Origin of the sequence: Halomonas kalidii, assembly GCF_030010475.1 — a bacterium.
In the GTDB taxonomy this organism is placed as follows: Bacteria; Pseudomonadota; Gammaproteobacteria; order Pseudomonadales; family Halomonadaceae; genus Halomonas; species Halomonas heilongjiangensis.
Genome location: NZ_JASCQN010000030.1, coordinates 39,130 through 64,290, shown reverse-complemented (window position 1 = coordinate 64,290; position 25,161 = coordinate 39,130). Strand labels below are relative to the sequence as shown.

27 protein-coding genes and 1 tRNA gene are annotated in these 25,161 nt (G+C 68.4%); 7 read left to right on the top strand and 21 right to left on the bottom strand.

The annotated features are described in order from the left end of the window. Positions 1–22: 22 nt before the first annotated feature. The 11 genes from hisS to trmJ all read right to left on the bottom strand — a co-directional run bounded on the left by hisS (position 23) and on the right by trmJ (position 10,116). The gene (gene hisS / locus QLQ85_RS08030) at positions 23–1,315 is read right to left on the bottom strand and encodes a histidine--tRNA ligase (RefSeq protein ID WP_282738510.1); all 1,293 of its coding nucleotides are present in this window, start codon (positions 1,313–1,315) and stop codon (positions 23–25) included. A gap of 29 nt (positions 1,316–1,344) precedes the next feature. Further along, on the bottom strand, positions 1,345–2,460 hold the full coding sequence (gene ispG, locus QLQ85_RS08025; RefSeq protein ID WP_282722790.1) for a flavodoxin-dependent (E)-4-hydroxy-3-methylbut-2-enyl-diphosphate synthase: 1,116 nt from the start codon (positions 2,458–2,460) through the stop codon (positions 1,345–1,347). Positions 2,461–2,470: 10 nt separating this feature from the next. Beyond that, positions 2,471–3,457 (bottom strand): RodZ domain-containing protein, encoded by a 987-nt coding sequence (locus QLQ85_RS08020; RefSeq protein WP_282738509.1) that lies wholly within the window; start codon positions 3,455–3,457, stop codon positions 2,471–2,473. Positions 3,458–3,487: 30 nt separating this feature from the next. Continuing rightward, positions 3,488–4,234, bottom strand: a complete 747-nt coding sequence (gene pilW, locus QLQ85_RS08015; protein ID WP_282738508.1) for a type IV pilus biogenesis/stability protein PilW — start codon at positions 4,232–4,234, stop codon at positions 3,488–3,490. A 123-nt stretch (positions 4,235–4,357) separates the two neighbouring features. Continuing rightward, the gene (rlmN, locus tag QLQ85_RS08010) at positions 4,358–5,485 is read right to left on the bottom strand and encodes a 23S rRNA (adenine(2503)-C(2))-methyltransferase RlmN (protein ID WP_282722793.1); all 1,128 of its coding nucleotides are present in this window, start codon (positions 5,483–5,485) and stop codon (positions 4,358–4,360) included. A gap of 91 nt (positions 5,486–5,576) precedes the next feature. Beyond that, entirely contained in the window at positions 5,577–6,002 is a 426-nt protein-coding gene (gene ndk / locus QLQ85_RS08005) for a nucleoside-diphosphate kinase (protein ID WP_102629143.1), read from the bottom strand. Between the two features lie 222 nt (positions 6,003–6,224). Next, a complete protein-coding gene (locus QLQ85_RS08000) occupies positions 6,225–6,551 on the bottom strand; it encodes a HesB/IscA family protein (RefSeq protein ID WP_282722794.1) in 327 nt (108 codons plus the stop codon). 27 nt (positions 6,552–6,578) lie between these two features. Further along, complete coding sequence (locus tag QLQ85_RS07995; RefSeq protein WP_282738507.1) at positions 6,579–7,736, bottom strand: aminotransferase class V-fold PLP-dependent enzyme; 1,158 nt, start codon at positions 7,734–7,736, stop codon at positions 6,579–6,581. A 44-nt stretch (positions 7,737–7,780) separates the two neighbouring features. Then, complete coding sequence (gene iscR, locus QLQ85_RS07990; protein WP_282722796.1) at positions 7,781–8,251, bottom strand: Fe-S cluster assembly transcriptional regulator IscR; 471 nt, start codon at positions 8,249–8,251, stop codon at positions 7,781–7,783. 113 nt (positions 8,252–8,364) lie between these two features. Then, on the bottom strand, positions 8,365–9,252 hold the full coding sequence (gene cysE / locus QLQ85_RS07985) for a serine O-acetyltransferase (RefSeq protein ID WP_282738506.1): 888 nt from the start codon (positions 9,250–9,252) through the stop codon (positions 8,365–8,367). An 87-nt stretch (positions 9,253–9,339) separates the two neighbouring features. Next, on the bottom strand, positions 9,340–10,116 hold the full coding sequence (trmJ, locus tag QLQ85_RS07980) for a tRNA (cytosine(32)/uridine(32)-2'-O)-methyltransferase TrmJ (RefSeq protein ID WP_282738505.1): 777 nt from the start codon (positions 10,114–10,116) through the stop codon (positions 9,340–9,342). Between the two features lie 166 nt (positions 10,117–10,282). Here trmJ and QLQ85_RS07975 point away from each other — a divergent pair, with 166 nt between their 5' ends. Further along, positions 10,283–11,077 (top strand): inositol monophosphatase family protein, encoded by a 795-nt coding sequence (locus QLQ85_RS07975; RefSeq protein ID WP_282738504.1) that lies wholly within the window; start codon positions 10,283–10,285, stop codon positions 11,075–11,077. A gap of 142 nt (positions 11,078–11,219) precedes the next feature. Here QLQ85_RS07975 and secF read toward each other — a convergent pair whose 3' ends face one another. From secF to queA, 5 genes are all read right to left on the bottom strand, one after another. Further along, positions 11,220–12,146, bottom strand: coding sequence for a protein translocase subunit SecF (secF, locus tag QLQ85_RS07970; RefSeq protein WP_282738503.1), 927 nt, complete (start codon positions 12,144–12,146; stop codon positions 11,220–11,222). A gap of 22 nt (positions 12,147–12,168) precedes the next feature. Continuing rightward, entirely contained in the window at positions 12,169–14,019 is a 1,851-nt protein-coding gene (secD, locus tag QLQ85_RS07965) for a protein translocase subunit SecD (RefSeq protein ID WP_282738502.1), read from the bottom strand. 142 nt (positions 14,020–14,161) lie between these two features. Continuing rightward, positions 14,162–14,497: a preprotein translocase subunit YajC gene (gene yajC / locus QLQ85_RS07960; protein ID WP_102629134.1), complete on the bottom strand. Its 336-nt coding sequence runs from the start codon at positions 14,495–14,497 to the stop codon at positions 14,162–14,164. Between the two features lie 106 nt (positions 14,498–14,603). Beyond that, complete coding sequence (gene tgt / locus QLQ85_RS07955; protein ID WP_282738573.1) at positions 14,604–15,722, bottom strand: tRNA guanosine(34) transglycosylase Tgt; 1,119 nt, start codon at positions 15,720–15,722, stop codon at positions 14,604–14,606. Between the two features lie 72 nt (positions 15,723–15,794). Next, a complete protein-coding gene (gene queA / locus QLQ85_RS07950; protein WP_282738501.1) occupies positions 15,795–16,850 on the bottom strand; it encodes a tRNA preQ1(34) S-adenosylmethionine ribosyltransferase-isomerase QueA in 1,056 nt (351 codons plus the stop codon). 147 nt (positions 16,851–16,997) lie between these two features. Between queA and QLQ85_RS07945 the strand changes: the two genes are divergently transcribed. Beyond that, positions 16,998–17,084, top strand: a tRNA-Leu gene (locus QLQ85_RS07945). A 50-nt stretch (positions 17,085–17,134) separates the two neighbouring features. Here the strand turns inward: QLQ85_RS07945 and QLQ85_RS07940 are convergent. From QLQ85_RS07940 to QLQ85_RS07925, 4 genes are all read right to left on the bottom strand, one after another. Continuing rightward, complete coding sequence (locus QLQ85_RS07940; protein ID WP_282738500.1) at positions 17,135–17,410, bottom strand: hypothetical protein; 276 nt, start codon at positions 17,408–17,410, stop codon at positions 17,135–17,137. Positions 17,411–17,643: 233 nt separating this feature from the next. Continuing rightward, on the bottom strand, positions 17,644–18,258 hold the full coding sequence (locus QLQ85_RS07935; RefSeq protein WP_282738499.1) for an exopolysaccharide biosynthesis protein: 615 nt from the start codon (positions 18,256–18,258) through the stop codon (positions 17,644–17,646). Further along, a complete protein-coding gene (locus tag QLQ85_RS07930; protein WP_282738498.1) occupies positions 18,248–18,403 on the bottom strand; it encodes a hypothetical protein in 156 nt (51 codons plus the stop codon). Before QLQ85_RS07930 ends, QLQ85_RS07935 begins: the two co-directional genes overlap by 11 nt. 315 nt (positions 18,404–18,718) lie before the next feature. Continuing rightward, the gene (locus tag QLQ85_RS07925; RefSeq protein WP_282738497.1) at positions 18,719–18,970 is read right to left on the bottom strand and encodes a hypothetical protein; all 252 of its coding nucleotides are present in this window, start codon (positions 18,968–18,970) and stop codon (positions 18,719–18,721) included. A 594-nt stretch (positions 18,971–19,564) separates the two neighbouring features. On the opposite strand from QLQ85_RS07925, the gene rnk reads away from it, so the two are divergent. The 3 genes from rnk (at position 19,565) to QLQ85_RS07910 (ending at position 21,946) form a co-directional block, all read left to right on the top strand. Next, on the top strand, positions 19,565–19,978 hold the full coding sequence (gene rnk / locus QLQ85_RS07920; protein ID WP_282738496.1) for a nucleoside diphosphate kinase regulator: 414 nt from the start codon (positions 19,565–19,567) through the stop codon (positions 19,976–19,978). Between the two features lie 22 nt (positions 19,979–20,000). Further along, entirely contained in the window at positions 20,001–20,624 is a 624-nt protein-coding gene (locus tag QLQ85_RS07915) for a LysE family translocator (protein WP_282738495.1), read from the top strand. Positions 20,625–20,716: 92 nt separating this feature from the next. Then, positions 20,717–21,946: an EAL domain-containing response regulator gene (locus QLQ85_RS07910; protein ID WP_282738494.1), complete on the top strand. Its 1,230-nt coding sequence runs from the start codon at positions 20,717–20,719 to the stop codon at positions 21,944–21,946. Here QLQ85_RS07910 and QLQ85_RS07905 read toward each other — a convergent pair. Then, a complete protein-coding gene (locus tag QLQ85_RS07905) occupies positions 21,886–23,556 on the bottom strand; it encodes an acyl-CoA dehydrogenase family protein (RefSeq protein ID WP_282738493.1) in 1,671 nt (556 codons plus the stop codon). The genes QLQ85_RS07910 and QLQ85_RS07905 overlap by 61 nt on opposite strands. Positions 23,557–23,687: 131 nt before the next feature. On the opposite strand from QLQ85_RS07905, the gene QLQ85_RS07900 reads away from it, so the two are divergent. Both QLQ85_RS07900 and QLQ85_RS07895 read left to right on the top strand, forming a co-directional pair. Continuing rightward, complete coding sequence (locus tag QLQ85_RS07900) at positions 23,688–24,233, top strand: NUDIX hydrolase (RefSeq protein WP_282738492.1); 546 nt, start codon at positions 23,688–23,690, stop codon at positions 24,231–24,233. Next, on the top strand, positions 24,230–25,156 hold the full coding sequence (locus QLQ85_RS07895; RefSeq protein ID WP_282738491.1) for an AAA family ATPase: 927 nt from the start codon (positions 24,230–24,232) through the stop codon (positions 25,154–25,156). The genes QLQ85_RS07900 and QLQ85_RS07895 overlap by 4 nt, the downstream gene beginning before the upstream one ends. Positions 25,157–25,161 lie beyond the last annotated feature (5 nt).

The following is a 25,161-nucleotide window of genomic DNA, read 5'->3' as shown; positions in this document are numbered from 1 at the left end:
TCGGCATCCTGAAACGGGTCGTTCAGGCGTTCTCGCCTGCCAGCAGCGATGCCAGGGTGGCTTTGAGCTCCGCCTGGGGCAGGCTCAGCTGCTCGCGCTCCTCGCGCAGGAACTTCAGCGTGGCCGTGCCCTGGGCCAACTCGTCCTCGCCGAGCAACAGCGCGAGGCGGGCGCCGCTGCGGTCGGCCTTCTTGATGCGGCTCTTGAAGCTGCCGCCGCCGCAATGCAGCTGGGCGCGCAGCCCGGGCAGTTCGCCGCGCAGCCGCTCGCCGAGCAGCAGCGCCTGGCGGGTGGCGGCGTCATCCATCGGCAGCAGGTAGAGGTCGAGCTCGCCGCGGGCACCCTCGGGCACCAGCGCCAGGGTCTCGAGCAGCAGGATCAGGCGCTCGATGCCCATGGCGAAGCCCACCGCGGGGGTCGGCTTGCCGCCGAGCTGCTCCACCAGGCCGTCGTAGCGGCCACCGGCACAGACGGTGCCCTGGCTGCCCAGCGCCGTGGTGGTCCACTCGAAGACGGTGCGGCCGTAGTAGTCCAGGCCGCGTACCAGGCGCGGGTTGATCACGTAGTCGATGCCGGCGGCGTCGAGCAGCGCGGTGAGCTGCTCGAAGTGCTCGCGGGAGGCGTCGTCGAGGTGATCCATCAGCTTCGGTGCCCCGGCGAGCATCTCGGCCATGTCGGGGTTCTTCGAGTCGAGGATGCGCAGCGGGTTGCTCGTCAGGCGCCGGCGGGAGTCCTCGTCGAGCAGGGCATGGTGGCGCTCGAAATAGGCCACCAGCAGTTCTCGATAGGCGGCCCGGGCCGCTGAGGAGCCCAGCGAGTTGAGCTCCAGGGTGACGTGCTCGAAGAGCCCCAATTGCTGCCACAGCCGGGCCGAGAGCAGGATCACCTCGGCGTCGATGTCGGGGCCGTCGAGGCCGAAGGTCTCGACGCCGACCTGATGGAACTGCCGGTAGCGGCCCTTCTGCGGGCGCTCGTGGCGGAACATCGGGCCCTGGTACCAGAGCCGCTGGGTCTGGTTGTGCAGCAGGCCATGCTCCATGGCGGCGCGCACGCAGCTCGCCGTGCCCTCGGGGCGAAGGGTCAGGCTGTCGCCGTTGCGGTCCTCGAAGGTGTACATCTCCTTCTCGACGATATCGGTGACCTCGCCGATGGAGCGGGCGAACAACGCGGTCTGCTCGACGATGGGGGTGCGGATCTCGTCATAGCCGTAGCGCTGCATCAGCACGCGCACCTGTCCCTCGAAGTACTGCCACAGCGCCGACTGGCCGGGCAGCAGGTCGTTCATGCCACGAATGGCCTGGATCTTCTTGCTCAACGGTAACTCCTTGATGGGTCGTCGGCGGGTCAGGCCCCGCGGGCGATCAGGTCCTTCTCGGCCTGCTCCTTCTCGCGCACCTTGTCGCGGATCAGCCGCTCCAGGTCGTCGACCAGGTGATCGTTGCGCAGCTTGGAGGCCGGCTTGCCGTCGATGTAGACGAGGTTGGCGGGGCTGCCGCCGGTGAGACCGACATCGCTCTCCTTGGCCTCGCCGGGACCGTTGACCACGCAGCCGATCACCGAGACATCCAGCGGCGTCATGATGTCCTCGAGGCGCTCCTCGAGGGCGTTCATGGTGCCGATGACGTCGAAGTTCTGCCGCGAGCAGCTGGGGCAGGCGATGAAGTTGATGCCCTTCGAGCGCAGGCGAAGGCTCTTGAGCATGTCATAGCCGACCTTGATCTCCTCGACGGGATCGGCGGCCAGCGACACGCGGATGGTATCGCCGATGCCGTCCATCAGCAGCAGGCCCAGGCCGATGGAGGACTTGACGGTGCCCGAGCGCAGCCCACCCGCCTCGGTGATGCCCAGGTGCAGTGGCTGCTCGATCAGCCTGGCCAGTTGGCGGTAGGCGGCCACGGCCATGAACACGTCCGAGGCCTTGACGCTGACCTTGTACTCCTGGAAGTCGAGACGATCCAGGTGGTCGATATGGCGCATCGCCGATTCCACCAGCGCCTCGGGGGTCGGCTCGCCGTACTTCTTCTGCAGGTCCTTCTCCAGCGAGCCGGCGTTGACCCCAATGCGGATCGGGATGCCGTTGTCGCGGGCGGCCGATACGACGGCCCTGACCCGGTCTTCCCGGCCGATGTTGCCGGGGTTGATGCGCAGGCAGTCGACGCCGAGCTCGGCGACGCGCAGGGCGATCCGGTAGTCGAAGTGGATGTCTGCCACCAGGGGAACGTCGACCTGGCGCTTAATGCGGCCGAAGGCCTCGGCGGCGTCCATGTCGGGCACCGAGACGCGCACGATATCGGCGCCGGCGGTCTCGAGCTGGCGGATCTGGGCCACGGTGGCAGCCACGTCCAGGGTGTCGGTGTTGGTCATGCTCTGCACGGAGATGGGGGCATCGCCGCCGACCGCTACCCTGCCGACATGGATCTGGCGTGACAGGCGTCTCTGGATGGGGGATTGAGCATGCATGATGACGGAATCATTCTCCCAGGGTGAAGCGGGCGACGTTGTTGGCACCGGCGCGAGCGCTGAGATCGATGGATTCGCCGCCCCAGAGGAGCTCGACGCCGGTGGCGTTGCCCACGGTCAGGCGGAACGGCGGTTCGCCTTCGACGCTTGCCGTGGTGCCGGGTTCCTGAAGACCGACGAGGATGCGCTGGTTGTCGGCATCGAAGATCTCGGTCCAGGACTGCTCGTTGAAGGTCAGCTCCAGTACCCGCGGGTCGGCGGCTGTCGCCGGAGCCGCCTCGGCTTCGGTGGCCTCCTCGGCCGGCGTCTCCCGCTCGGCCTCGTCGGGTGCACCGCGATCGGCGGCGACGATATGGGCCGGACCGGCATCCACCTCGCCGGCGGGGAGCTCGCCGATGGCCTGGGGATCCTCGACCAGGCCCAGGTCACTCTCCTCTTCGGGCAGCGGTGGCAGGGCACCGAGTTCGCCCGACTCCTCCGCGGTGGCCGGTGCCTCGTCGCCCTCGGTGATGGTGGTGCTGCCGTCGAGGCTGTCCACCGACACCGGCCCGCTGTCGCTGACGCCGGGGGGCTCGTTGCCGCCACGGCTCTGCCACCACAGCAGCGTCAGGCCGATCAGCCCGGCGATCACCAGCAGGGTGACCAGCCGGAACAGCCAGGCGCCGATGCGTGACGGCGGCCGGGTGACATGCACCGGTGTCACCTTGCGCTCCTGCTCCTCGCTGCCGAAACGCGCCCGGTAGGCTTCCAGCACCGGGCGGTCGTCGATGCCCAGCAGGTGGGCATAGGAGCGCAGGTAGCCCCGCCGATAGGCGGCGACGGGGACCTCTTCATAGTTGTCGTCCTCGAGCCCCTGGATCACCGCAGGGCGCAGGTTCAGGGTCTCCGCGACCTCCTCGCGGGAAAGGCCCTGCGACTCGCGCTCGTGCTTGAGCTGTTCGCCCGGCGAGACCGTGAGGGCGACGTCGGCGGCATCGGTGATATGGGTGTCGCTCATGGCTGAGCTTCCTTCGTCAAGAATCGGTGGTCAGGGAGCGCCATTGACTGCATCCAGTTGCTCGGTGTAGAAGGCAGCGGCCGCCTGGTCGCCCTCGGCCCGGGCGATGTCACGGGCCAGCAGGAGTGCCGCGGGGCTGGTGCCGGCCAGGCGCATGAAGCCCTCGAGCTGGTTCCGGGCGCGAGCATGATTGCCCTGGGCATGCTCGAGTTCGGCCAGCGTGAAGTAGCTGCGGGCACTGCGCGGGTCGATCGCCTGGGCGCGGGTCAGGCTGGTCCGGGCGGCGTCGAGGTCGCCGAGTTCCTGCTGGCACTGCCCCAGGTTGGCGAACAGCTGGGCCCGGTTGGCATACTGGGTATCTTGGGTGGCCTGCTCGAGCTGGTCGCAGGCCTCGCGGATGCGCCCACGATCATACAGGAAGGCCGCATAGTTGTTGCGTGCCCGAGTGAAGCCGGTGTCGGCGTCGAGGGCACGCCGGAAGGTCTCGTCGGCGAGCTCGCTCTCCCCCTGGCGCTGGTAGACCATGGCCATGGCCTGCAGGGCCTCGGCGTCGTCGGGCGCCCTCTGCAGGGCCCGGTCCAGCGAGCTCATGGCGCGCTGCAGGTTGCCTCGCTCGAGGTAGGCGATGCCGAGTTGGGTGTAGGCGTCGACGGGGCTCTCCTCGCTGCCGTTGAGCGGGCCCGCCTGGGAGGCGCAGCCGGCCAGCCACAGCGTCCCCAGCAGGACGGCGACGGCAGGGGCCTGCGTGAGTCCGGGCGAGCGTGGGCAGCGAGTCATGGCGTCCTCTCGATAGTGGGCACGACACCACCGGTGGCGTGTCGCAGGCGAACCGCCGCCAGTGGGGAAAAAGGCCTGTCCATCAAAGCGCCGAGCCCGGTTGAAGTCAAGGTGACCCCCGGCTCAGTCGGCGTCGATCTGGATTGACCGGATATAGCGCTCGTGACGCCTGGTACGATCCTTGACGCGCCCTACCAGCTGGCCGCAGGCGGCATCGATGTCGTCGCCGCGGGTGGAGCGGATCGGGGCCGTGTAGCCCAGCTCATAGAGCCACTGCTGGAAACGCATCGTCTGGTTGCGCGATGGTTTTTCATAGCCCGAATGGGGAAAGGGGTTGAACGGAATCAGGTTGATCTTGCACGGCAACTCCTCGAGCAGGGCGGCGAGTTGTTCGGCGTGCTCCTGCTGGTCGTTGACGTCCTTGATCAGGGTGTACTCGATGGTGATCATCCGGGTGTCGGCGCACTTGGCGAGGTAGCGCTGACAGGCATCCAGCAGGGCGCGGATGTTGTACTTGCGGTTGAGCGGCACCAGCTCGCTGCGCAGCTCGTCGGTGGCCGCATGCAGCGAGATGGCCAGGCTCACGTCGAGTTCGTCGCCGAGCCTGTCGAGCATCGGCACCACCCCGGAGGTAGAGAGGGTGACGCGACGCTTGGAGAGGCCGTAGCCGTCGTCGTCGAGCATCAGCTTCATCGCCGGCACGACGTTGTCGTAGTTCATCAGCGGCTCGCCCATGCCCATCATCACCACGTTGGTGACCGGACGGTTGGCGGTGTCCTTGCGCGGGCCGACGCTGCGCTGGGCGACCCATACCTGACCGATGATCTCGGCGGCGGTGAGGTTGCGCTGGAAGCCCTGCTTGCCGGTGGAGCAGAAGCTGCAGTCCAGCGAACAGCCGACCTGGGAGGAGACACAGAGGGTGCGGCGCTTGCCGTTGTCGGCCGGGATCAGCACCGTCTCCACGTAGCTGCCGTCCTCGACCTCGAGCACCCACTTGCGGGTACCGTCGCTGGAGGAGCCCTCGTAGACCACGCCGGGACCCCGGATCTCGGCGACCTCGGCCAGTCGCGCGCGCAGTGCCTTGGACAGATTGGTCATGGCCGCGAAGTCGTCGCAGCCCTCGTGGTGGATCCACTTCATCACCTGGGCGGCACGGAACTTCTTCTCGCCGATGGAGAGGAAGAATGCTTCCATCTCCTCGCGAGAGAGGCCGAGCAGGTTGGTGCGTTGGGGAGCGATCGTGGCGGTCATGGCGGTCAGCGGGTCGTTGGGGCAAGGAGGGCGGCCGGAAGGGCGGGAGTGGCTATCACTCCCGCCAGGAAGACCGCGGGAAGGGCGTTCCTCAGCGCGGGCAGATCTCGTCGGCGCCGAAGAAGTAGGCCACTTCGCGCTCGGCGGATTCCGGCGAGTCGGAACCGTGCACGGCGTTGGCGTCGATGGTCTCGGCGAAGTCGGCGCGGATGGTGCCCGGCGCGGCGTCCTTGGGGTTGGTGGCGCCCATCAGGTCGCGGTTCCTGGCGATGGCGTCTTCACCCTCCAGCACCTGCACCACGACCGGGCCGGAGGTCATGAAGCCCACCAGGTCCTTGAAGAAGGGGCGCTCCTTGTGCTCGGCATAGAAGCCGCCGGCCTTCTCTTCGGAGAGCTGCAGCATCTTGGCGGCGACGACCTTGAGGCCGGCTTTCTCGAAGCGCGCGATGATCTCGCCGATGGCGTTCTTGGCGACGGCGTCGGGCTTGATGATGGACAGGGTGCGCTGGGTGGGCATGGGCGTGTCTCCGGTAGGGGTGGTTGACATGGCTGTCGATGGATAGCGCCGCGCCGCCCCGGGGCTCCTGAATCGGGAGCGGGGGCGGCGCGGCGAATCGGATGATGCGGCCGGCGGTCCGGCGGTTCGGCGAGTTCGCCGACTGGGCGGGGATTATAACGCCCCGGGGAGGCGTTGAACAATCGCCCCGCGCATGCGTGTTCCGGCTGGCGTCGGCAGGGCTCAGACGCTGAAGCTCTCGCCGCAGCCGCACTCATCCTTGACGTTGGGGTTGTTGAAGCGGAAGTAGCGGTTGAGCCCTTCCGAGACGTAGTCGACCTCGCTGCCGTCGAGCATCTCCAGGGCGTCGGGGGCGACGAACACGGCCACGCCGTGCTCCTCGAAGGCCACATCGTCATTGGCGGCCTCGTCGGCGAAATCGAGCACGTAGCTGTAGCCGGAGCAGCCGCTCGGCTTGACCGAGACGCGCAGGCCGAGGCCGTGGCCGCGCTCGTCGAGGACCCGGCGGATCTGGTCGGCGGCGGCGGTGGTGATCGTAAGGTGCGCCATGGTCTTTCTCCTGCACGGGGTGAGTGGTCAGATCGCCTGGCGGCGAAGGCCCTCGAGGGCGTGGGTCAGGGCGTGCAGCGTCCGGTCGATGTCGGCTTCGGTGGTGAAGCGACCGAAACTGAACCGCAACGAGGCCAGTGCCAGGGAGCGCGGCACGCCGATGCCCTTCAATACATAGGATGGTTCGACGCTCGCCGAGTTGCAGGCCGACCCGGTGGACAATGCGATGTCGCGCAGCGCCATCAGCAGCGACTCGCCATCGACCCCCTCGAAGGCCAGGTTGAGGATGTTGGGCACCGACACGGCGATATCGGTGTTGCGATGGACGCCGTCGAAGCCGGCCAGGCCGTCGAGCAGCCGATCCCGCAGCGTCGTGATGCGCTGCTGGTCGGCCTCGCCTTCGGCGGCGGCCAGGGCGAAGGCCTCGCCCATGCCGACGGCCTGGTGGGTGGCCAGGGTGCCGGAGCGCATGCCGCGTTCGTGCCCGCCGCCATGGATCAGCGCCTCCAGGCGGATATCCGGGCTGCGCCTCACGTAGAGGGCGCCGACGCCCTTGGGGCCATAGGCCTTGTGGCCCGACAGCGACATCAGGTCGATGCCCAGCCGTGCGACATCCAGCGGGATGCGGCCGATGGCCTGGGCGGCGTCGACATGGAAGGCCGCGCCGCCGGCATGGACGACCTCGGCGAGCGCCGCCAGGTCGTGAACGCAGCCGAGCTCGTTGTTCACCGCCATCAGCGAGACCAGCACGGTGTCCGTGCGCATGGCCGCGCGCAGCTGGTCGGGGGTCACCCGGCCGTCACGGCCGGGCGTCAGCCAGGTGACCTCGAAGCCCTCGGCCTCCAGGGCGTGGGCGGTGTCCACCACCGCCTTGTGCTCGATGCAGGAGGTCACCAGGTGGCGCCCCCGTGCCCGGTTGGCACGCATGAAGCCGATCAGGGCCAGGTTGTCGGCCTCGGTGGCGCCGCTGGTCCAGACGATCTCGCGGGGGTCGGCACCGATCGCATCGGCGACCTGGCGGCGAGCGCTCTCCACGGCCTGCTCCGCCTGCCAGCCGAGCATGTGGCTGCGCGAGGCGGGGTTGGCGAAGAGGCCGTCCAGGGTCAGGTGGCGGCTCATGACTTCCGCGACCCGCGGATCGACCGGGGTGGTGGCGGCATAATCGAGGTAGACGGGTATGGTCATGGGCTCGCAGTGGTGACGGATGTTGGAAACGGCTGCCCGACGCCTCAGGGCGACGATACGAGGATGCCGTCGTTGTCCTGCCGGCGACGCTGGCGGTTGGCGATGCCCCGCACCTCCTGGCGCTCGGCCAGCTGCCCCAGGGTGATGCCGTCGAGGAAGCCGTGGATATGCTCCGACAGCTCGCACCACAGGTGGTGGGTCAGGCAGGTATCGCCCTGCTGGCAGTCGGAGAGGCCGCCGCAGCGGGTGGCGTCCACCGACTCGTCGACCGCGTCGATCACCCTGGCCACCGAGATGGCCGCGGCGGGCTGTGCCAGCAGGTAGCCCCCGCCGGGGCCGCGCACGCTCTCCACCAGGCGGGCGCGGCGCAGGCGGGCGAACAGCTGCTCGAGGTAGGAGAGCGAGATCTCCTGTCGCCGCGAGATGTCGGCGAGGCAGATCGGACCCTCGTCGGCGTTCATCGCCAGGTCGAGCATGGCGGTGACGGCATAGCGTCCCTTGGTGGTCAGGCGCATGCGGATCTTCACCTCGGCGCCGACGATGGGTCGGGTTCGATGGATCGGGTGCGTCTCCCCATGGAGAAACGGCACGGGCGAAGAGGCATTATGGTAAAGACCGAGTGTCGCGGTCAACCATTCTCCCGGTGCTTGTCGGGTCGGGCATCACCGGCGGCGTCGCCCCGGGGCTTATCCTCGCTCTCCGGCTCATCCTGGTCGACGGGGGGGCAGCAGCTGTCCACGTCGGCGAGGATATCGGCGAAGTCCTCGTCGCGCAGCTCGGGCAGCTTGCCCTCTCGATAGCTGGCGTCGAGCTTGCGCAGCGTGCCGCACATGCGCTCGATGCGTTCGTCGACGGCGTGCATGTGGTCGAGCATGGCCTGGATCGAACGGGCCACGGGGTCGGGCATGTCCTGACTGATGCCGTAGGCGTCGAAACCGAACTTGCGGTGCATCGCCTCGCGCCGCGCCGGGTCGACCTCGAGGGTCGCCGCGGCGTCCGGGTCGACGCGCTGGACGACCTTGCCGGGGATGCCGACCACGGTGGCGCCGGCAGGTACCTCCTTGGTGACCACGGCATTGGAGCCGATCTTGGCGCCGGTGCCGACGGTGAAGGGGCCGAGAATCTTGGCGCCGGCGCCGACGATCACGCCGTCCTCGAGGGTGGGGTGGCGCTTGCCCTTGTTCCAGCTGGTGCCGCCCAGGGTCACGCCCTGGTAGAGGGTGACGTCGTCGCCGACCTCGGCGGTCTCGCCGATCACCACGCCCATGCCGTGGTCGATGAAGAAGCGCCGGCCGATGGAGGCTCCGGGATGAATCTCGACGCCGGTCAGCCAGCGGGAGAAGGTCGACAGGCTGCGGGCGAGCCACTTGAGGCCCTTCTGCCACAGCCAGTGACTGAACCGGTGGATCAACAGGGCGTGTAGCCCGGGATAGTTGGTCAGCACTTCCAGGAAGTTGCGCGCCGCGGGGTCGCGGGCGAATACGCTGTTGATGTCCTCACGCAGATGTTGAAACATGCAGCGGTCCTTGGGTGGCGGAGGGGCGCTGCGCGTGGATGGCAAACGCCGGAGATTCCTCCATATTGGGGGCGCCGGCCGGCGGCTTCAAGCCGGCGGGTCCGGTTCGCCGCGGTCGACCGGCGTCCCGCCGCTCGCCTGCTTCTCGGTGGCGGAGAGAATCCCGCGCAGGATATTGAGCTCCATGCGCTCGGGGCGACTGCGCAGGGTCAGGCGGCGCAGCCGTGCCATCAGCTGGCGCGGCTGCGCCGGGTCATGGAAGCCGATGGCGATCAGGGTGCGCTCCAGGTGGGCGAAATAGTGTTCGAGCTCCTCGTGGCTGGCCAGCGGCTGGGCCGGCTCGGTGTCGGGGGCGGGCGCCTCCTGCTGCGCCAGCCAGGCCAGCCGGCACTCGTAGGCCAGCACCTGCACCGCGGTGGCCAGGTTCAACGAGCTGAAGTCGGGGTTGGCGGGGATGTGCACATGGGCGTGGCAGCGCTGCAGCTCGGCGTTGGAGAGACCGCTGTCCTCGCGGCCGAAGACCAGGGCGATCCGTGTCTCGGGCCCGGCCAGTTCCTCGGCCAGCCGGTCGCCGAGCTCGCGGGGGGTGATCATCGGCCAGGGCAGGGTGCGTGAGCGGGCGCTGGCGCCCACCACCAGGGTGCAGTCGGCGACCGCCTGCTCCAGGGTCTCGACCGTGCGGGCGCCGTGCACGATGTGATCGGCCCCCGAGGCCCGCGAGATGGTGTCGGCGGTGAGCGGTTCGCAGCGCGGTGCCACCAGGGCCAGGTCCTCGAGCCCCATGTTGTGCATGGCGCGGGCGGTGCCGCCGATGTTGCCGGGGTGGCTGGTGCCGATCAGGACGATGCGGATGCGCTCGAGCATGTGGAGAACCCTTGGGACGGCTGGAAATCGGGGAGAGAAGTCTAACATGCTGCCGTCGAGCTTCGAGTGCGTGGCGCAATCATCCCGGGTCTGCTAGGATGCGCGCCGACAGGTTCCCCCGAACCGCCCCCGTTCTTTAACACCACCGACTCCCCAAGGCCCGATCATGCATCCGATGGTCCAATTCGCGTTGCGCGCCGCGCGCAGCGCCGGCGAACAGTTCCTGCGCATTCGCGAGCGAATCGAGAACGCCCACGAAGAGCACAACCTCGACCGCCTGCTGGAGGACGCCGCCCGCAATGCCGAGACGCTCATCGTCCGCCAGCTCGCCCGCGGCTACCCGCAGCACGGCGTCACCGGCCGCTTCACGCCCTACCGCGCCGGCGAGGGCGACGGCAGCGATACCCTCTGGAAGATCGAACCCTTTCACGGCTATTCCAACCTCACCGTCGCCGCCCCCGGCTTCGCGCTGTCGGTGGTCTGCCTGGTCAAGGGCCGTGCGGAGCATGCGGTGGTGATCTGTCCCTTCAGCGACGATGAATACCTGGCCAGCCGTGGCCGCGGTGCCCAGCTCAACGGCAAGCGCATCCGCGTGCCTAAGGCGTCTGCCGTGGCCGGGACGCGTATCGCCATGGGCCTGCCGGAGACCTGGCTGCGCCCTCGCCATCTGCCGGCCTACCTGACCCTGGTGCAGCAGCTCGGCCCGCAGGTCGAGGTGCTGCGGGCCTCGGGCAGTGGCCTGCTCGACCTGGCCGATCTGGCCGCCGGGCGAGCCGACGCCGCCTTCGTGCTCGGCCTCGAGGAGCAGGACCTGCAGGTCGGCGCCCTGCTGCTCAAGGAGGCCGGTGCGCTGATGGGGAGCCCCGACGGCAAGCCCGCGGTGGAGGTCGAGGGCCGGCTGATGGCCGCCGGGCCGCGTCTCTACAAGGCCCTGGTGCAGCAGCTCCAGCCGCACTTCTGAGTCGTAAGCTGTAAGCCTTAAGCTATAAGCGAAAACCCCACGCGCCAGATGGCGGTGGGGTTTTTTAATGTCGTTGAAAGTGCATTCTATTCAACAGCTTACAGCTTACAGCTTACAGCTTACAGCTTACAGCTTACAGCTTTCAGGGCAGCTGCTCTTCTTCCTCGCTTGCCTCCTTTGGCGGCGGGATCAGGTCCTCGCGCTGGAGCTTGAGCGGCAGCAGCAGGGCCGAGGCCACATAGATGGAGGAGAAGGTGCCCACCACGATGCCGATGATCAGGGCCACGGCGAAACCCTCGATCATGTCGCCGCCCAGGAAGTAGAGGGCGAACAACACCAGCAGGGTGGTGCCCGACGTCGCCAGGGTGCGCGACAGGGTCATGTTGATCGCTTCGTTGAAGATCGCCGGCATGTCGTCGATGCGTGACTTGCGGATCGTCTCGCGGACACGGTCGTAGACCACGATGGTGTCGTTGAGCGAGTAGCCGATCACCGCCAGCAGCGCCGCCAGCACGGTGAGGTCGAACTCGAGCTGGAACAGCGAGAACACGCCGACCACGATGATCACGTCGTGCATCAGCGCCAGCAGGGCGCCGATGGCGAACTTGTACTGGAAGCGGAAGGCCACGTAGAGCATCACGATGCCCAGCGCCACCAGCAGGCCCAGCCCGCTCTGGTCGCGCAACTGCTCGCCGACCTGGGCGCCGACGAACTCGGCACGCACCAGCTCCACCCGGTCGCCGCCCTCGCGCAGCAGCGACACCACCCGGTCACCCACCTCGGGATCGAAGGCCTGCTGCAGGCGGATCAGCACCTCGGTGGAGGCGCCGAAGGTCTGGACCGAGACGTCGCGGAACTCGGCGGCCTCGAGGATCTGGCGCACCGCATCGAGCGAGGGCGCCACGGCGTAGCGGACCTCCACCAGGCTGCCGCCGGTGAAGTCGAGCCCCAGGTTGAGCTGCTGGAACAGCAGCGAGACGATCGACGCCAGGATCATCAGGCCGGAAATCGCGAAGGCGATGCGGCGCTTGCCCATGAAGTCGAACTGTCGGTTGACGAGGGTTTTCATGACCACCTCTGTTGTGAATGCATCAGATCCAGAGCTTCTTGACCGGCTTGCCGCCGTAGATGAGGTTGACCATGGCGCGGGTCACCAGCAGGGCGGTGAACAGCGAGGTCATGATCCCCAGCGACAGGGTCACGGCGAAGCCCTTGACCGGCCCGGTGCCGATCGAGAACAGGATCACCGCCACCAGCAGAGTGGTGATGTTGGCATCGATGATCGAGGTGAAGGCACGCTCGTAGCCGGCATGGATCGCCTGCTGCACCGAGAGCCCGCTGCGCAGCTCCTCGCGTATTCGCTCGAAGATCAGCACGTTGGCGTCCACCGCCATGCCCAGCGTCAGCACGATGCCAGCGATACCCGGCAGGGTCAGGGTGGCCCCGAGCAGCGACATGGCCGCCACCACCAGGGTCAGGTTGAGCGCCAGGGCGAGGTTGGCGAAGACCCCGAACACCTTGTAGCGCACCAGCATGAACAGCACCACCAGCAGCAGGCCGACCTGCACCGACATCACGCCGCGCTCGATGTTCTCGGCGCCCAGGCTCGGGCCGATGGTGCGCTCCTGGACGAAGTAGATCGGCGCCGCCAGCGAGCCGGAGCGCAGCAGCAGGGCGAGTTCGGCCGCCTCGGTGGGCGAGTCGAGCCCGGTGATGCGGAAGCTGTTGCCCAGCGCGCTCTGGATGGTCGCCAGGCTGATCAGGCCGCGTTCGGTGTAGGGCTCGCGCACCGTCACCTCTTCGCCGTCCTCGATCACCACCTGGTCGCGGGTCTTGTGCTCGATGAACAGCACCGCCATGTTGCGGCCGATATTGGTGCGGGTGGCCCGGTTCATCAGGGTGCCACCGGTGCCGTCCAGGTTGATGTTGACCTGGGGGCGACCGTTCTCGTCGAAGCTGCGGCTGGCGCTGGAGACGCTGTCGCCGGTGATGATCACGTCGCGCAGCAGGTCGGCGCGGCGTGACTCGTCGTTGCGGAAGTTGAAGGTCTCGGTCTCGGCGTCCGGGGTGTCCGGGCGGGCCTCGAGGCGGAACTCCAGGTTGGCGGTGGCGCCCACCACCCGCTTGGCCGCCACGGTGTCCTGCACGCCGGGCAGCTCGACCACGATGCGGTCCGGGCCCTGGCGCTGGACCATGGGCTCGGCCACGCCCAGCTCGTCGACCCGGTTGCGCAGGGTCGTGAGGTTCTGGTTGATGGCGTAGTCCTGGAGCTCGTTGACTGCCTGGTCGGTCATGGTCATGACCAGGCGAGCACCGCGCTCTTCGCCTTCGCTGGCGTAGTCGAAGTCGGGAAACTCGCGGCTGATCAGCCGCCGCGCCGCGTCGCGATCCTCGGCGTCGGTGAAGGTGATGGCGAGGGTGCGGTCGTCGATCTCGGTGTCGCGGTAGCGGATGCGCTCGCCGCGCAGCAGCTCGCGCATGGCGCTGGCATTGACCTCGAGGCGCTGCTCGAGGGCGGCGTCCATGTCGACTTCCAGCAGGAAGTGCACGCCGCCGCGCAGGTCCAGCCCCAGGGTCATCGGTGAGGCGGAGAGTGACCGCAGCCAGGGCGGGGTCGACTCGGCCAGGTTGAGGGCCACGACATACTCGTCGCCGAGCAGGGCGGTGATGCGGTCGCGGGCCTTGATCTGGTCATCGGTATCGAGGAGGCGGATCAGTAACCGGTTGTCCTCGTTTTCGATGGCCTTGATCTCGATGCCGGCCTCGCCCAGGGACTCCCGGATGCGCTCGAGCTGGCGCGCGTCGACGGAAGCATCGCCCCGCTCGCTGCTGACCTGCACTGCCGGGTCTTCGGGGAAGAGATTGGGCAGCGAATAGACCAGGCCGCCAATGAGTACGGCAAGTATCAGCAGATACTTCCACAGGGGGTAACGGTTGAGCATGCGAGCCCTGCCCTTGGTTGCTGACAATAGGAGGCTGACGTAATGACGTCATGGCCACCGACGCGTTCCGTTGCGGTGGCCGAAGGGCGGCCCGGCCGGGCGCGGGGGAGGGAGCGCCCGACCGGGCCGAGGAGGGCCCGGGTCAGATGGACTTGATGGTGCCCTTGGGCAGCACGGCGGCCACGGCGTTCTTCTGCACGTTGACCTCGGTGCCGTCCGCGACTTCGATGCGGATGAACTCGCTGTCGTCGCTGACCTTGGTGATACGTCCCAGCATGCCGCCGCCGATAACGATCTCGTCGCCCTTGGAGAGGCTGCCGATCAGTTGCTTGTGCTGCTTGGCGCGCTTGGCCTGGGGGCGCCACAGCAGGAAGTAGAAGATCAGCACGAAACCGACCAGCATGACGATCTGGGCGATGCCGCCACCGGCGGCGCCGGCGTCCTGGGCCATGGCCGGGGAAATGAAGAAGTCCAGCATCTGGATGTGTCTCCTGGGTTGTCAGAAACGATGTGTAGGAAGCGCGTCTTCTGAAACGGGTCCACGGTCGGCGCCGGGTGTCATGGTCCCGGGGGCCGACCGCGGATCAATTCGGAGCGGGAGGTACCGGCAGCCCGCGCTGCGCATAGAAGCCTTCCACGAAGTTCGCCAATGTACCCGCTTCGATGGCACCGCGCAAACCGGCCATCAGGCGCTGATAATGGCGCAGGTTGTGGATGGTATTGAGCATCGAGCCGAGCATCTCGCCGCAGCGATCGAGGTGGTGCAGGTAGGCCCGGGAGAAGTGCCGGCAGGTGTAGCAGTCGCAGCCCTCCTCGAGCGGGCGGGTAGCGTGGCGGTGCTTGGCATTGCGGATCTTGACCGTCCCCTCGGCGGTGAACAGGTGGCCATTGCGGGCGTTGCGGGTGGGCATCACGCAGTCGAACATGTCGACGCCACGCCGCACCCCTTCCACCAGGTCCTCCGGCTTGCCGACGCCCATCAGGTAGCGCGGCTTGTCGTCGGGCATCCAGGTGGGCAGGTAGTCGAGCACCCGGATCATCTCCTCCTTGGGCTCGCCCACCGAGAGGCCGCCGATGGCCAGGCCATCGAAGCCGATCTCCAGCAGCCCGGCGAGCGAACGCTCGCGCAGCGCCGGGTACATGCCGCCCTGGATGATGCCGAACAGTGCCGAGGGCGAATCGCCGTGGGCCTCGCGGGAACGCTGCGCCCAGCGCAGCGAGCGCTCCATGGAGAGTGCGGCTTCCTGCTCGGTGGCCGGGTAAGGGGTGCACTCGTCGAAGATCATCACCACGTCGGACCCCAGCGAGCGCTGTACCGCCATGGACTCCTCGGGGCCCATGAACACCTTGGCGCCGTCCACCGGCGAGCGGAAGTGCACGCCCTGCTCGGTGATCTTGCGCATGGCGCCCAGCGAGAAGACCTGGAAGCCGCCGGAGTCGGTGAGGATCGGCCTGTCCCACTGGGCGAAGTCGTGCAGGTCGCCGTGGGCCTCGATCACCTCCATGCCGGGGCGCAGCCACAGGTGGAAGGTGTTGCCGAGGATGATCTCGGCGCCGATCTCCTCCACCGAGGCCGGGGTCATGCCCTTGACGGTGCCGTAGGTACCCACCGGCATGAAGGCCGGGGTTTCCACTGTTCCCCTGGGGAACGTCAATCGTCCGCGGCGGGCCCGGCCGTCGCTGGCCAGTCGCTCGAAGGACATGAAGCATTCGTTACGCATGTGACTCTCGGCATTGAGACAAGGCGCGCTGAGGCGTTTAGGGCGTCTTGCGGGTCAGGAACTCTTGCGGGTCAGGAACATCGCGTCGCCGTAGCTGAAGAAGGCGTAGCGCTCGCGCACCGCCTCGCGGTAGGCGGCCATCACCTGATCGAAACCGGCGAAGGATGCCACCAGCATCAGCAGGGTCGACTCGGGCAGGTGGAAGTTGGTGATCAGGGCATCGACGCAGCGCCACTCATAGCCCGGGTAGATGAAGATATCGGTCTCGCCGCTGTAGGGAGCGATCTCGCCGCTCTGGTTGCTGCCCCCCTGGCGCTTCAGGCAGGCGCTCTCCAGGCAGCGCACGCTGGTGGTGCCCACCGCGATGACGCGGTTGCCGCGTGCCTTGGCAGAACGCACCTGGGCGCAGGTCGCCTCGTCCACCTCCAGCCACTCGCTGTGCATGCGGTGCTCGCGGATGTCGTCGGCGCGTACCGGCTGGAAGGTGCCGGCGCCCACGTGCAGGGTGACGAAGGCGCTCTCCACGCCCTTGGCGGCCAGGGCTTCGATCAGCGGCTCGTCGAAGTGCAGCCCGGCGGTGGGGGCGGCCACGGCGCCGTCGCGGCGGGCGTAGACGGTCTGGTAGCGCTCCCGGTCGGCGAGCTCGTCGCTGCGGTCGATGTAGGGGGGCAGCGGCATATGGCCATGCTTCTCCAGCAGCTCGACCAGGGGGGTGTCCCCCAGGAAGCGCAGCTCGAACAGGGCGTCGCGGCGGCCTTCGACCACGGCGTGGATGTCGCCCTCGAAGATCAGCTCGGTGCCCGGCTTCGGCGACTTGCTCGAGCGCAGGTGCGCCAGGCCGCGGTGGGCGTCGAGCGGGCGCTCGAGCAGCATCTCCACCTTGCCGCCGCTGACCTTGTGGCCGTGCAACCGTGCCGGGATCACCCGGGTGTCGTTGAACACCAGCAGGTCGCCGGGCGCAAGCAGTTCCAGCAGATCGGGGAAGCGGCGGTGGGCCCGCGCGCCGCTGGCGCCGTCGACGCACAGCAGGCGGCAGTCGCTGCGCCGCTCGGAGGGGTAACGGGCGATCAGCTCGTCGGGAAGCTCGTAATGGAAATCGGCACGCTGCATGCGGATCGGGGACTCGGGAGTGACGGAGGTTGACGAGGCGACGGCGACTGGACCGTCTGGACAAGCCGCCTAGGATACCGTCTCATGCGCGCGAAGTCAGGCGTCCCGATTGACCTGCTCGCACCGCCACGTATAATGCCACGCGCTGCCGGCGTGGCGGAATTGGTAGACGCAGCGGATTCAAAATCCGCCGGGTGCAAGCCCTTGTCGGTTCGAGTCCGACCGCCGGTACCAGAACATCAACCACTTAGCGTTTCCTTCCTCGGTTGATGTCTTGATGTCACTCATACCTCCCAAGCCATTTCCTGCGCGACATGCCCGGGCGTAGAGCGGCGGCGTGAGTCTGGATCGCCGGCACGCCTGTTGCAGACGGCCATGGCCTCGGTCAGGCTTGTGGCCACCGCATTCCACGGCAGCGATGAACCGGCGAGATGGCAGTGGTAGAGGGCGTCGCCATCGATCTCGACACGATGGATGTCGTTGCCCTGAGCGTCCTGCCACCAGTCGGCATGGACGTGCTGCCAATAGGGAGTGAGCGGGGTGATGATGGTGATGGTCATGACGGCTGTCCCTCCTCCAGCGATCCATGTCGGGTACTGGCTCAGGATGCTTTCCGGATCTGCAGGTGGGGCGCTTGTAGCCCGTGCCAGCGGGAGTAGAAGTCGAGCCTGCACCTAGCGTTCCCCTATCTTCAGGATAGTAGAAAAACAGTGTTTGTAAACGCTGTTTTCTAACGCTGTCCTCCCCGGCCATGCGAACAGCGGTGACAGGAGGCTGTCGGCCGATTCCGGTGTCAGACGATCGTGGTGACCACCACGGCGAAGGTGCCGACCGTCAGCAGGTAACCCAGCAGGGCCAGCAGGCCGTCATGGGCGAGCAGCGCCAGACCGAACAGCGTGAGTGCCAGGCCGGCGCCGGTGGCGGTGAAGGGCACCAGTTCCATGGGCGGCATGGCCAGGGCGATCAGCAGGCAGGTCAGGGCCACCGGCAGGTGGGCGGGCGGCCGGGTCAGCCAGGTGAGCCGTGGCTTGAGCAGGCGATCGACCCAGCTCGCCGGGCGCTCCATCCAGCGGGTGGCCTGCACGAAGCGCTCGCGGGCGACATGGCGCTGCAACAGCCAGCGCGGCAGCCAGATATGATCGCGTCCGACCAGCAACTGTGTGGCCGAGAGAACCACCAGGAGGGCCATCAGCGTGGGCACGCCGGGGATGTCACCGAGGATGGGTGCCAGGGTGATCAGCCCAGCGAGCAGCAGGAAAGGGGCGAAGGAGCGTCGGCCCACGCTGTCGAGCAAGGTGTCCAGGCTGACGCTCGTCTCCCGCTCCCCGGCCCGTTGCATGCGTGCCAGCAGACCGGTCAGGTCGGTCGGGCACTCGTTCGGCGGCTCATCGGGGAGCTCACTTGGCATTCTGCCTCCGGGTCCAGAGCAGGATCACGCCGAGCACGATCAGCGTGAGCCCCACGAACGCCGCGGGGTTGGTGGTCAGCCAGCCGACGACCACCAGGACGAGACCCAGCAGCAGCAGGGCGAGGGCGAAGGTGCGGACGTTCATACAGGGCTCCATCGTCGGGTATGCAGACAGTGTACCGGCCTCTCCCACGGGAGTGCAGCCGCCGGGGCTGTCCCGGTGGCCCGGAATGACGTCATGCTGGAGTTATCACCGTCCTTTGCCCGCTGTCGGGTGGAGGGCTATCATCGATCGGTTCGAGGCCGAGCGCCTGCAACGCGTCTCATCGACGAGGCCGACGATAAGGCACTTGCCCTGGCGGAGGCCCTCGACTAAAGGCTCTCCGCCAGCTGATCCGTCCCCTGGTCTATCCGCAGGTTCTCAGTGGCACCGAGGATGGCATCTCGGTGATGGCGCCGGCTACCTCGCCAGGTCGGGTATCAAGGCGTCGTGCGCCGGGCGTGCCCGGGCCCTCGAGGCGATCGCCATGGCCTCGTCCAGGCTCGTGGCCACCGCATCCCACGGCAGCGGCGATCCGGCGAAGTGGCAGTGGTAGAGTGTGACGCCATCGATCTCGGCACGATGGATGTCGTTGCCCTGATCGTCTTGCCACCAGTCGGCATGGACGTGCTGCCAGTGGGATGTGAGCGGGATGACAAGGGTGATGGTCATGATGGCTTCCCTCCTCAAGCATCCTGTCTAGGGCTCTGGCTCAGGATGCTTTCCATATCTGCAGGCGCGGCTCTTGTAACCCGTGCCAGTGGTAGTGGAAGTCGAGCCCGCGCCTGGCATGGTTCCTATTCTTAGCGTAGTATAAAAACAGCGTTTGTAAACGCTGTTCCCGTACCTTGTCTTCCTCGACTTCCGACCAGCGAGGGTCGTGGTGAACCGCCGCGTCGTGCGTCCCCGAGAGCGGTATCGCGGGTTCAGCCGGCCACCGACACCAGGGCCCGCATCAGCCCCGCGCGCCGCAGCGCCTCGAGCAGCTCCCGATAGCACCGATGCAGGTGGCGATGGGCTGCAGCGCACTGCTGGCCAGGGCCGCTTCGCTAACTTGGCGGGTGCGTGTCCAGAGATCGTCCATTTCGCTCCTCCCTGACGGCTGTAACTCCCCAGTGGGGCTATCAAAGCCGGTACCGAGGCCCTATGATGCAAGAAGACACCAGTCCTTCACCTCTCGCGGGTGGGGGGCTGTTTTTGTTGGTTGATGCCGTCATATCACCATTATGGCGCCCGGACCGCTGGCCGGGCGTTCAAGGAGGTCTCATGTCGTCCCGTCCCCCCATCATCATCAATCGGCTCGACGCCGAGCGCCTCCAGCGTCTCATCGACGAGGCCGGCGACAAGGATCTGGCCGTGGCGGAGTTGCTCGAGGAGGAGCTCGAGCGAGGAGAGGTGCTGGACCCCGAGGACATACCCGAGAATGTCGTCAGCATGAACAGTCGGGTGCAGTTCACCGACCTGACCCGCAACCGCCAGATGATCCGCACCCTGGTCTATCCCCATGCGCTGGCCGGCACCGAGGACGGCATCTCGGTGATGGCCCCGGTGGGGGCCGGCCTGATCGGCCTGCGCATCGGTGATATCATCGACTGGCCGCTGCCCGTCGGCGGCGAGATCAGGCTGCGCATCGATGCCATCCTGTGGCAGCCTGAGCGCGAGCAGCAGTTCCACCGCTGACACCACCCGAAAGCGAGCCGACATGCCCTTTTCCCTCTGGATCTCGTTGGTGGCGATCTGTGCCATGGGCGCCATGTCGCCGGGTCCCAGCCTGGCCCTGGTGCTGCGCCATACCCTGGGCGGCGGACGCGCCCCGGGCGTGGTGGCGGCGGTCTCCCATGCGTGCGGCGTCGGTTTCTATGCGCTGCTGACCGTGTGGGGCCTGGGGGCGCTGGTCGTGCGTGTTCCGCCGCTGTTTCAGGCGATCACCTGGATCGGGGCCGGCTACCTGGCCTGGCTCGGCATCAAGGCGCTGCGCGCCGGGCGTGCCGGGGCCCTCGAGGCATCCGCCATGGCCACCACCCAGCGCCAGGCAGCCCGGGAGGGCGTGCTGGTGGCGCTGGGCAACCCCAAGCTGATCCTGTTCTTCGTCGCCCTGCTCAGCCAGTTCGTCACCCCGGAGATGAGCGTTGCGGCGAAGGCCGTCATCGTGCTCACGGCGATGCTCATCGATGGTGGCTGGTACGTGCTGGTGGCGGTGAGCCTGTCGCACTCCCGGGTGCTGCCCTGGCTGCAGGCCCGGGCGCACTGGATCAATCGCCTCACCGGGGTGCTGCTGCTGGCCCTGGCGCTGAGGGTGGTGGCGGGGCCGCTCGGCGGCGCATGACGAAAACGTTGATGTCGGACAACTGCCGCAAGGTGTTGCCGCCCGGTGTCGGTGTTACGCTCGGGACTATTGCCTGACCGGAAATCCTGTCGATGAGCGAACTGTCGAGCGAGACGCAGGCGCTGGCGGTGGTCCTGGAAGCGGACCCCGACGTGGCCGCCGTCCTGTCACTACAGCTTCACGTACTGGGCATGGAGAGCCGCTACTACCGTCAGGCGACCCCGTTGCTGGAGGAGATCGCCCGCTGTCAGCCACAACTGGTGATCATGGGCCTGGAGTTCGGGGAACTGGACGGCATCGCCATGCTGCACCTGCTGGCCGAGTGCGACTACCGCGGGCGGGTGCTGCTGCTCAGCGGGGTGGAGCGCAAGATCGTGCGCATCGCCGAGCGAGTCGGCCAGACCCTGGGGCTGCAGATGCTGGGGTCGCTGGATAAGCCCATGCGGTTGACCGAGCTGCGCCAGCGTCTCGGCAGCCTGCGGGTCGGTCGCGAGGCGCCGGCGGAGGTCGAGGGCGACCCGGTCTTCACCGGCGACGAGCTCGAGCAGGCCCTCGTGCGGGGGGAACTCACCGTTCACTACCAGCCCCAGTTCGAACTCGCCTCGGGCCGCCTCAGCGGGGTCGAGGCCCTGGTGCGCTGGGCCCATCCCGAGATCGGGCTGATCGGGCCGGCGAGCTTCCTGCCGCTGTTGACGCCTGCCCAGAGCAAGCGCCTGACGCATCACGTGCTGCAGCAGGCCCTGGCCGATGCCGAGCAGTGGGGCACCATGGGGCTCGCGCTGTCGCTGTCGGTCAATGTCACCGCCGATGACCTGATGAGCCCCGACCTGGTGGCGTTGACCCGGCACCGCGCGCCGGGGGAGCCGCCGCCGGTGGTGCTCGAGATCACCGAGACCGCGGCCATGGACGACGAGCTGCTCGGCAGCGAGGTCGCGGCTCGCCTGCACCTCAGCGGCATGGAGGTCTCGGTGGACGACTTCGGCGTGGGTTTCTCGTCGCTCTCGCGCCTGCAACTGCTGCCGATCAGCGAACTGAAGATCGATCGCAGTTTCGTGCGCCATCTACACGAGGAGTCCCAGGACGCCGCCATCGTCGAGGCGGTGGCCCTGCTCGGCCGCCGGCTGGGTATCCGCGTGGTGGCCGAAGGGGTCGAGGAGCTGGGTTGCCTGGCGCTGCTCGAGCGCTTCGGCTGTACCCATGTGCAGGGCTTCGGCCTGTCGCGGCCGGTGCCGGCGGAGGCGATCCCCGCGCTGGCCCGCACTCAACTGCCGATCCGCGCCAGTATCGAGGGCAGCGGCGCGTCGCCGGGCAACACCCCGTAGGCCGGCCCGGCCTCGTCGCCGAGCCGGGCGCGGCAGAAGGTCGTGGCCACCTCGGATGGGGCGTGGCGCAGCAGCAGGGCGGCCTGCAGGCACTGGGCCAGGCGCTGGGTGAGCCAGCGGGCCCGGGCTTCGAGCTCCTCCGCGGGGCGGGCCAGGTCGCGCTCGAGTCCGGCCAGGGCGCGGTCGAAGTCGGCCTGTCGACCCTGTGCCCGGGCGAGCTCCGTGCGCAGCGCGGCCACCGCCTCCGGGTGGCGCGAGAGCACACGCAGCAGGTCGAGGCAGATCACGTTGCCCGACCCTTCCCAGATCGAGTTCACCGGTGCTTCCCGGTAGAGCCGGGCGAGCGGCGCCTCCTCCACGTAGCCGATGCCGCCGAGGCACTCCATGGCCTCGGCCATGAAGCCCGGCCCGCGCTTGTTGTGCCAGTACTTGGCCAGTGCCGGGAGCACCCTGGCCAGGGCGCGTTCGTGCTCCTGGTCCATGCCGTCGAAGGCCCTCGCCGTGCGCATCACCAGCGCCACGCCGGCCTCTACCTCCAGCGCCAGGTCGGCGATCACCTGCCGCATCAGCGGCTGTTCGGCGAGGGCGCGACCGAAGGCGTGGCGCTCGCGTACGTGGCGCCACGCCTCGCCCAGCGCCTGGCGCATCATGCCCACCGGGGCGGTGGCGGCATCCAGGCGGGTCTGCTGCACCATGGCGAGGATGGTGGCGACGCCGCGCCCCGGCTCACCCACCGCCTCGGCCCAGGCCCCGCGATACTCGATCTCCGCCGAGGCGTTGGCGCGATTGCCGCACTTCTCCTTGAGCCGCTGCAGCTCGATGGCGTTGCGCTCGCCGTCGGGGGTGAAGCGTGGCACCAGGAAACAGCCCAGGCCCTCGTCGCTGCGGGCCAGGGTCAGGAAGGCGTCGGACATCGGCGCACTGCAGAACCACTTGTGGCCGGTCAGCCGCCAGCCATCCTCCCCGGACTCGGCTCGCGTGGTGGCGAGGGGTTCGGCTCGCGTGGAATTGCTGCGCACGTCGCTGCCGCCCTGCTTCTCGGTCATCGCCATGCCGAAGGTCAGTCCGCTCTTGTCGGCCGCGGGCAGGGGGCGGGGGTCGTAGTCCCAGGCCAGCAGCCCGGTGGCCCAGCGCGTCTCCAGGCGCGACGACTGGCGCAGCACCGGCATGGCGGCGTGGGTCATGGTGATCGGACAGCAGAAGCCGGGCTCGGCCTGGGTCAGCAGGTAGAGGGCGGCGACATGGGCCTGATGGCCGCCGCGGCCCTCCTCCTGCCAGGCCACGGCGTGCCAGCCGTGGTCGATGGCCAGGTGCATCAGCTCGTGGTAGGCGGGGTGGTAGGCCACCTCGTCGAGGCGCCGGCCATGGCGGTCGAAGAGCCGCAGCTCGGGGGGGTGGCGGTTGGCCGCCTCCCCCAGCGCCTGGACGCGTGCGCTGCCGGCCTCGCGGCCCAGGGCGGCGAGGCGCCGGGCGACCCAGTCGGGGGCCTCGCGGTCCAGGGCCTCCTGCAGCGGCAGGTCCGTGGCCAGCAGGTCGCGGTCTCCGCCGGGGGCGGGCTGGTTGGTCACCTCGTGGGTGGCCAGCCGCGTGCGGGGGGCATGGTCGGACATGGGAGGGAACTCCGTGGTGCCTGCCTCTTCCGAGCATGGTGGCCGGACGCGGCGGGGTCAACGTGCGATCCCCGCGCGTGACGCTGTCGACGTGACTGGTTAGGCTGAAGGCATTTCCCAGGGAGAATGCCATGACCGATGCCTTAGGGCCCGGAGCGCTGATGGTGCCGTTCATCGCCGACGAGAGCATCCAGTTGGTGGATGCCCGCAACCGCCCCTGTGGCAGCGCCCCCCGGGTGCAGATGCGCCGCTTGGGTTTCTGGCACCGGGCTACCTACATCGTGGTGTGCAACGGTCGCGGCGAGATCTGCGTGCAGCGCCGCACCCTGACCAAGGAGGTCTTCCCCGGCGGGCTCGACCTGGCCGCCGGCGGCGTGGTGGGGGCCGGCGAGGCGGTCCACGTGGCGGCCCGCCGCGAGCTGGCCGAGGAGCTCGGCATCCGGGGCGTGCCGCTGCGCCATGTGCTGGAGTTCGTCCATGCCGAGGGGGGGCACCATATCTTCGGTAGCCTCTTCCTGGTCGATCATGACGGCCCGTTGACGCTGCAGGCCGAGGAGGTCGCCGACGCCTTCTGGCTGCCGCCCGCCGAGGCCCTGACCCTGGAGGCGGTCACCCCGGATACCCGCCAGGCCCTGGAGGCGTTGCTCGAGACCGGCCTCCTGGAGCCGAGATCATGAATCATCAGGCGCGCCTCGACAGTCTCGAGGCGGTGGTCGCCGCCCTCGAGGGCGTGGTGCTCGGCAAGCCCCGGGAGGTGCGCCTGGCGCTCTGTTGCCTGCTGTGTCGCGGCCACCTGCTGATCGAGGACCTGCCGGGGCTCGGCAAGACCACCCTGGCCCAGGCTTTGGCGCGGGTCACCGGGCTCGACATGCAACGCCTGCAGTTCACCAGCGACCTGCTCCCCGCCGATGTGCTGGGGGTGTCGGTGTTCGATCCACGCGAGGCGCGCTTCACCTTCCACCCGGGCCCGGTATTTCACGGCGTGGTGCTGGCCGACGAGATCAACCGCGCCACCCCCAAGACCCAGAGCGCCCTGCTCGAGGCGATGGAGGAGGGGCGGGTGACCGTGGAGGGCGAGACCCGCTCGCTGCCGGACCCCTTCTTCGTCATCGCCACCCAGAACCCCCAGGAGCAGGCGGGCACCTTCGCCCTGCCGGAATCCCAGCTCGACCGCTTCCTGATGCGCCTCTCCCTGGGCTACCCGGCCCCGCGAGCCGAGCGCGAGATCCTGCGCGGCCAGGCCGGGCGAGTGAAGCTGGGCTCGCTGCCGGTGCTGCTCGATGCCGAACGCTTGCGCACCTGGCAGGCGCGCCTTGGCGATATCCACGTGGCCGAGGCATTGCTCGACTATGTCCAGGCGCTGGCGGCGGCCAGCCGCGAGCATCCGGAGCTGGCCTGGGGGCTCTCCACCCGCGGCGCGCTGGCGCTGCTGCAGGCCTCCCGGGGCTGGGCGCTGCTCGAGGGGCGCGATCATGTGCTGCCCGAGGACGTCCAGGCGGTCTGGGTGGCGGTGGCGGGGCATCGGCTCAGCAGTGGGCGTCGGGAGGAGGGCGAGGCCCTGGCGCGCCACCTGCTCGCCCGCGTGCCGGTGATGGGGTAGCGTCG

Excerpts from the sequence above, each read along its gene's own strand:
- ispG (WP_282722790.1), bottom strand. The coding sequence starts at position 2,460 with ATGCATGCTCAATCCCCCATCCAGAGACGCCTGTCACGCCAGATCCAT.
- QLQ85_RS08020 (WP_282738509.1), bottom strand. The coding sequence starts at position 3,457 with ATGAGCGACACCCATATCACCGATGCCGCCGACGTCGCCCTCACGGTC.
- pilW (WP_282738508.1), bottom strand. The coding sequence starts at position 4,234 with ATGACTCGCTGCCCACGCTCGCCCGGACTCACGCAGGCCCCTGCCGTC.
- rlmN (WP_282722793.1), bottom strand. The coding sequence starts at position 5,485 with ATGACCGCCACGATCGCTCCCCAACGCACCAACCTGCTCGGCCTCTCT.
- ndk (WP_102629143.1), bottom strand. The coding sequence starts at position 6,002 with ATGCCCACCCAGCGCACCCTGTCCATCATCAAGCCCGACGCCGTCGCC.
- QLQ85_RS08000 (WP_282722794.1), bottom strand. The coding sequence starts at position 6,551 with ATGGCGCACCTTACGATCACCACCGCCGCCGCCGACCAGATCCGCCGG.
- QLQ85_RS07995 (WP_282738507.1), bottom strand. The coding sequence starts at position 7,736 with ATGACCATACCCGTCTACCTCGATTATGCCGCCACCACCCCGGTCGAT.
- iscR (WP_282722796.1), bottom strand. The coding sequence starts at position 8,251 with ATGCGCCTGACCACCAAGGGACGCTATGCCGTCACCGCCATGCTCGAC.
- cysE (WP_282738506.1), bottom strand. The coding sequence starts at position 9,252 with ATGTTTCAACATCTGCGTGAGGACATCAACAGCGTATTCGCCCGCGAC.
- trmJ (WP_282738505.1), bottom strand. The coding sequence starts at position 10,116 with ATGCTCGAGCGCATCCGCATCGTCCTGATCGGCACCAGCCACCCCGGC.
- QLQ85_RS07975 (WP_282738504.1), top strand. The coding sequence starts at position 10,283 with ATGCATCCGATGGTCCAATTCGCGTTGCGCGCCGCGCGCAGCGCCGGC.
- secF (WP_282738503.1), bottom strand. The coding sequence starts at position 12,146 with ATGAAAACCCTCGTCAACCGACAGTTCGACTTCATGGGCAAGCGCCGC.
- secD (WP_282738502.1), bottom strand. The coding sequence starts at position 14,019 with ATGCTCAACCGTTACCCCCTGTGGAAGTATCTGCTGATACTTGCCGTA.
- yajC (WP_102629134.1), bottom strand. The coding sequence starts at position 14,497 with ATGCTGGACTTCTTCATTTCCCCGGCCATGGCCCAGGACGCCGGCGCC.
- tgt (WP_282738573.1), bottom strand. The coding sequence starts at position 15,722 with ATGTCCTTCGAGCGACTGGCCAGCGACGGCCGGGCCCGCCGCGGACGA.
- queA (WP_282738501.1), bottom strand. The coding sequence starts at position 16,850 with ATGCAGCGTGCCGATTTCCATTACGAGCTTCCCGACGAGCTGATCGCC.
- QLQ85_RS07940 (WP_282738500.1), bottom strand. The coding sequence starts at position 17,410 with ATGACCATCACCATCATCACCCCGCTCACTCCCTATTGGCAGCACGTC.
- QLQ85_RS07935 (WP_282738499.1), bottom strand. The coding sequence starts at position 18,258 with ATGCCAAGTGAGCTCCCCGATGAGCCGCCGAACGAGTGCCCGACCGAC.
- QLQ85_RS07930 (WP_282738498.1), bottom strand. The coding sequence starts at position 18,403 with ATGAACGTCCGCACCTTCGCCCTCGCCCTGCTGCTGCTGGGTCTCGTC.
- QLQ85_RS07925 (WP_282738497.1), bottom strand. The coding sequence starts at position 18,970 with ATGACCATCACCCTTGTCATCCCGCTCACATCCCACTGGCAGCACGTC.
- rnk (WP_282738496.1), top strand. The coding sequence starts at position 19,565 with ATGTCGTCCCGTCCCCCCATCATCATCAATCGGCTCGACGCCGAGCGC.
- QLQ85_RS07915 (WP_282738495.1), top strand. The coding sequence starts at position 20,001 with ATGCCCTTTTCCCTCTGGATCTCGTTGGTGGCGATCTGTGCCATGGGC.
- QLQ85_RS07910 (WP_282738494.1), top strand. The coding sequence starts at position 20,717 with ATGAGCGAACTGTCGAGCGAGACGCAGGCGCTGGCGGTGGTCCTGGAA.
- QLQ85_RS07905 (WP_282738493.1), bottom strand. The coding sequence starts at position 23,556 with ATGTCCGACCATGCCCCCCGCACGCGGCTGGCCACCCACGAGGTGACC.
- QLQ85_RS07900 (WP_282738492.1), top strand. The coding sequence starts at position 23,688 with ATGACCGATGCCTTAGGGCCCGGAGCGCTGATGGTGCCGTTCATCGCC.
- QLQ85_RS07895 (WP_282738491.1), top strand. The coding sequence starts at position 24,230 with ATGAATCATCAGGCGCGCCTCGACAGTCTCGAGGCGGTGGTCGCCGCC.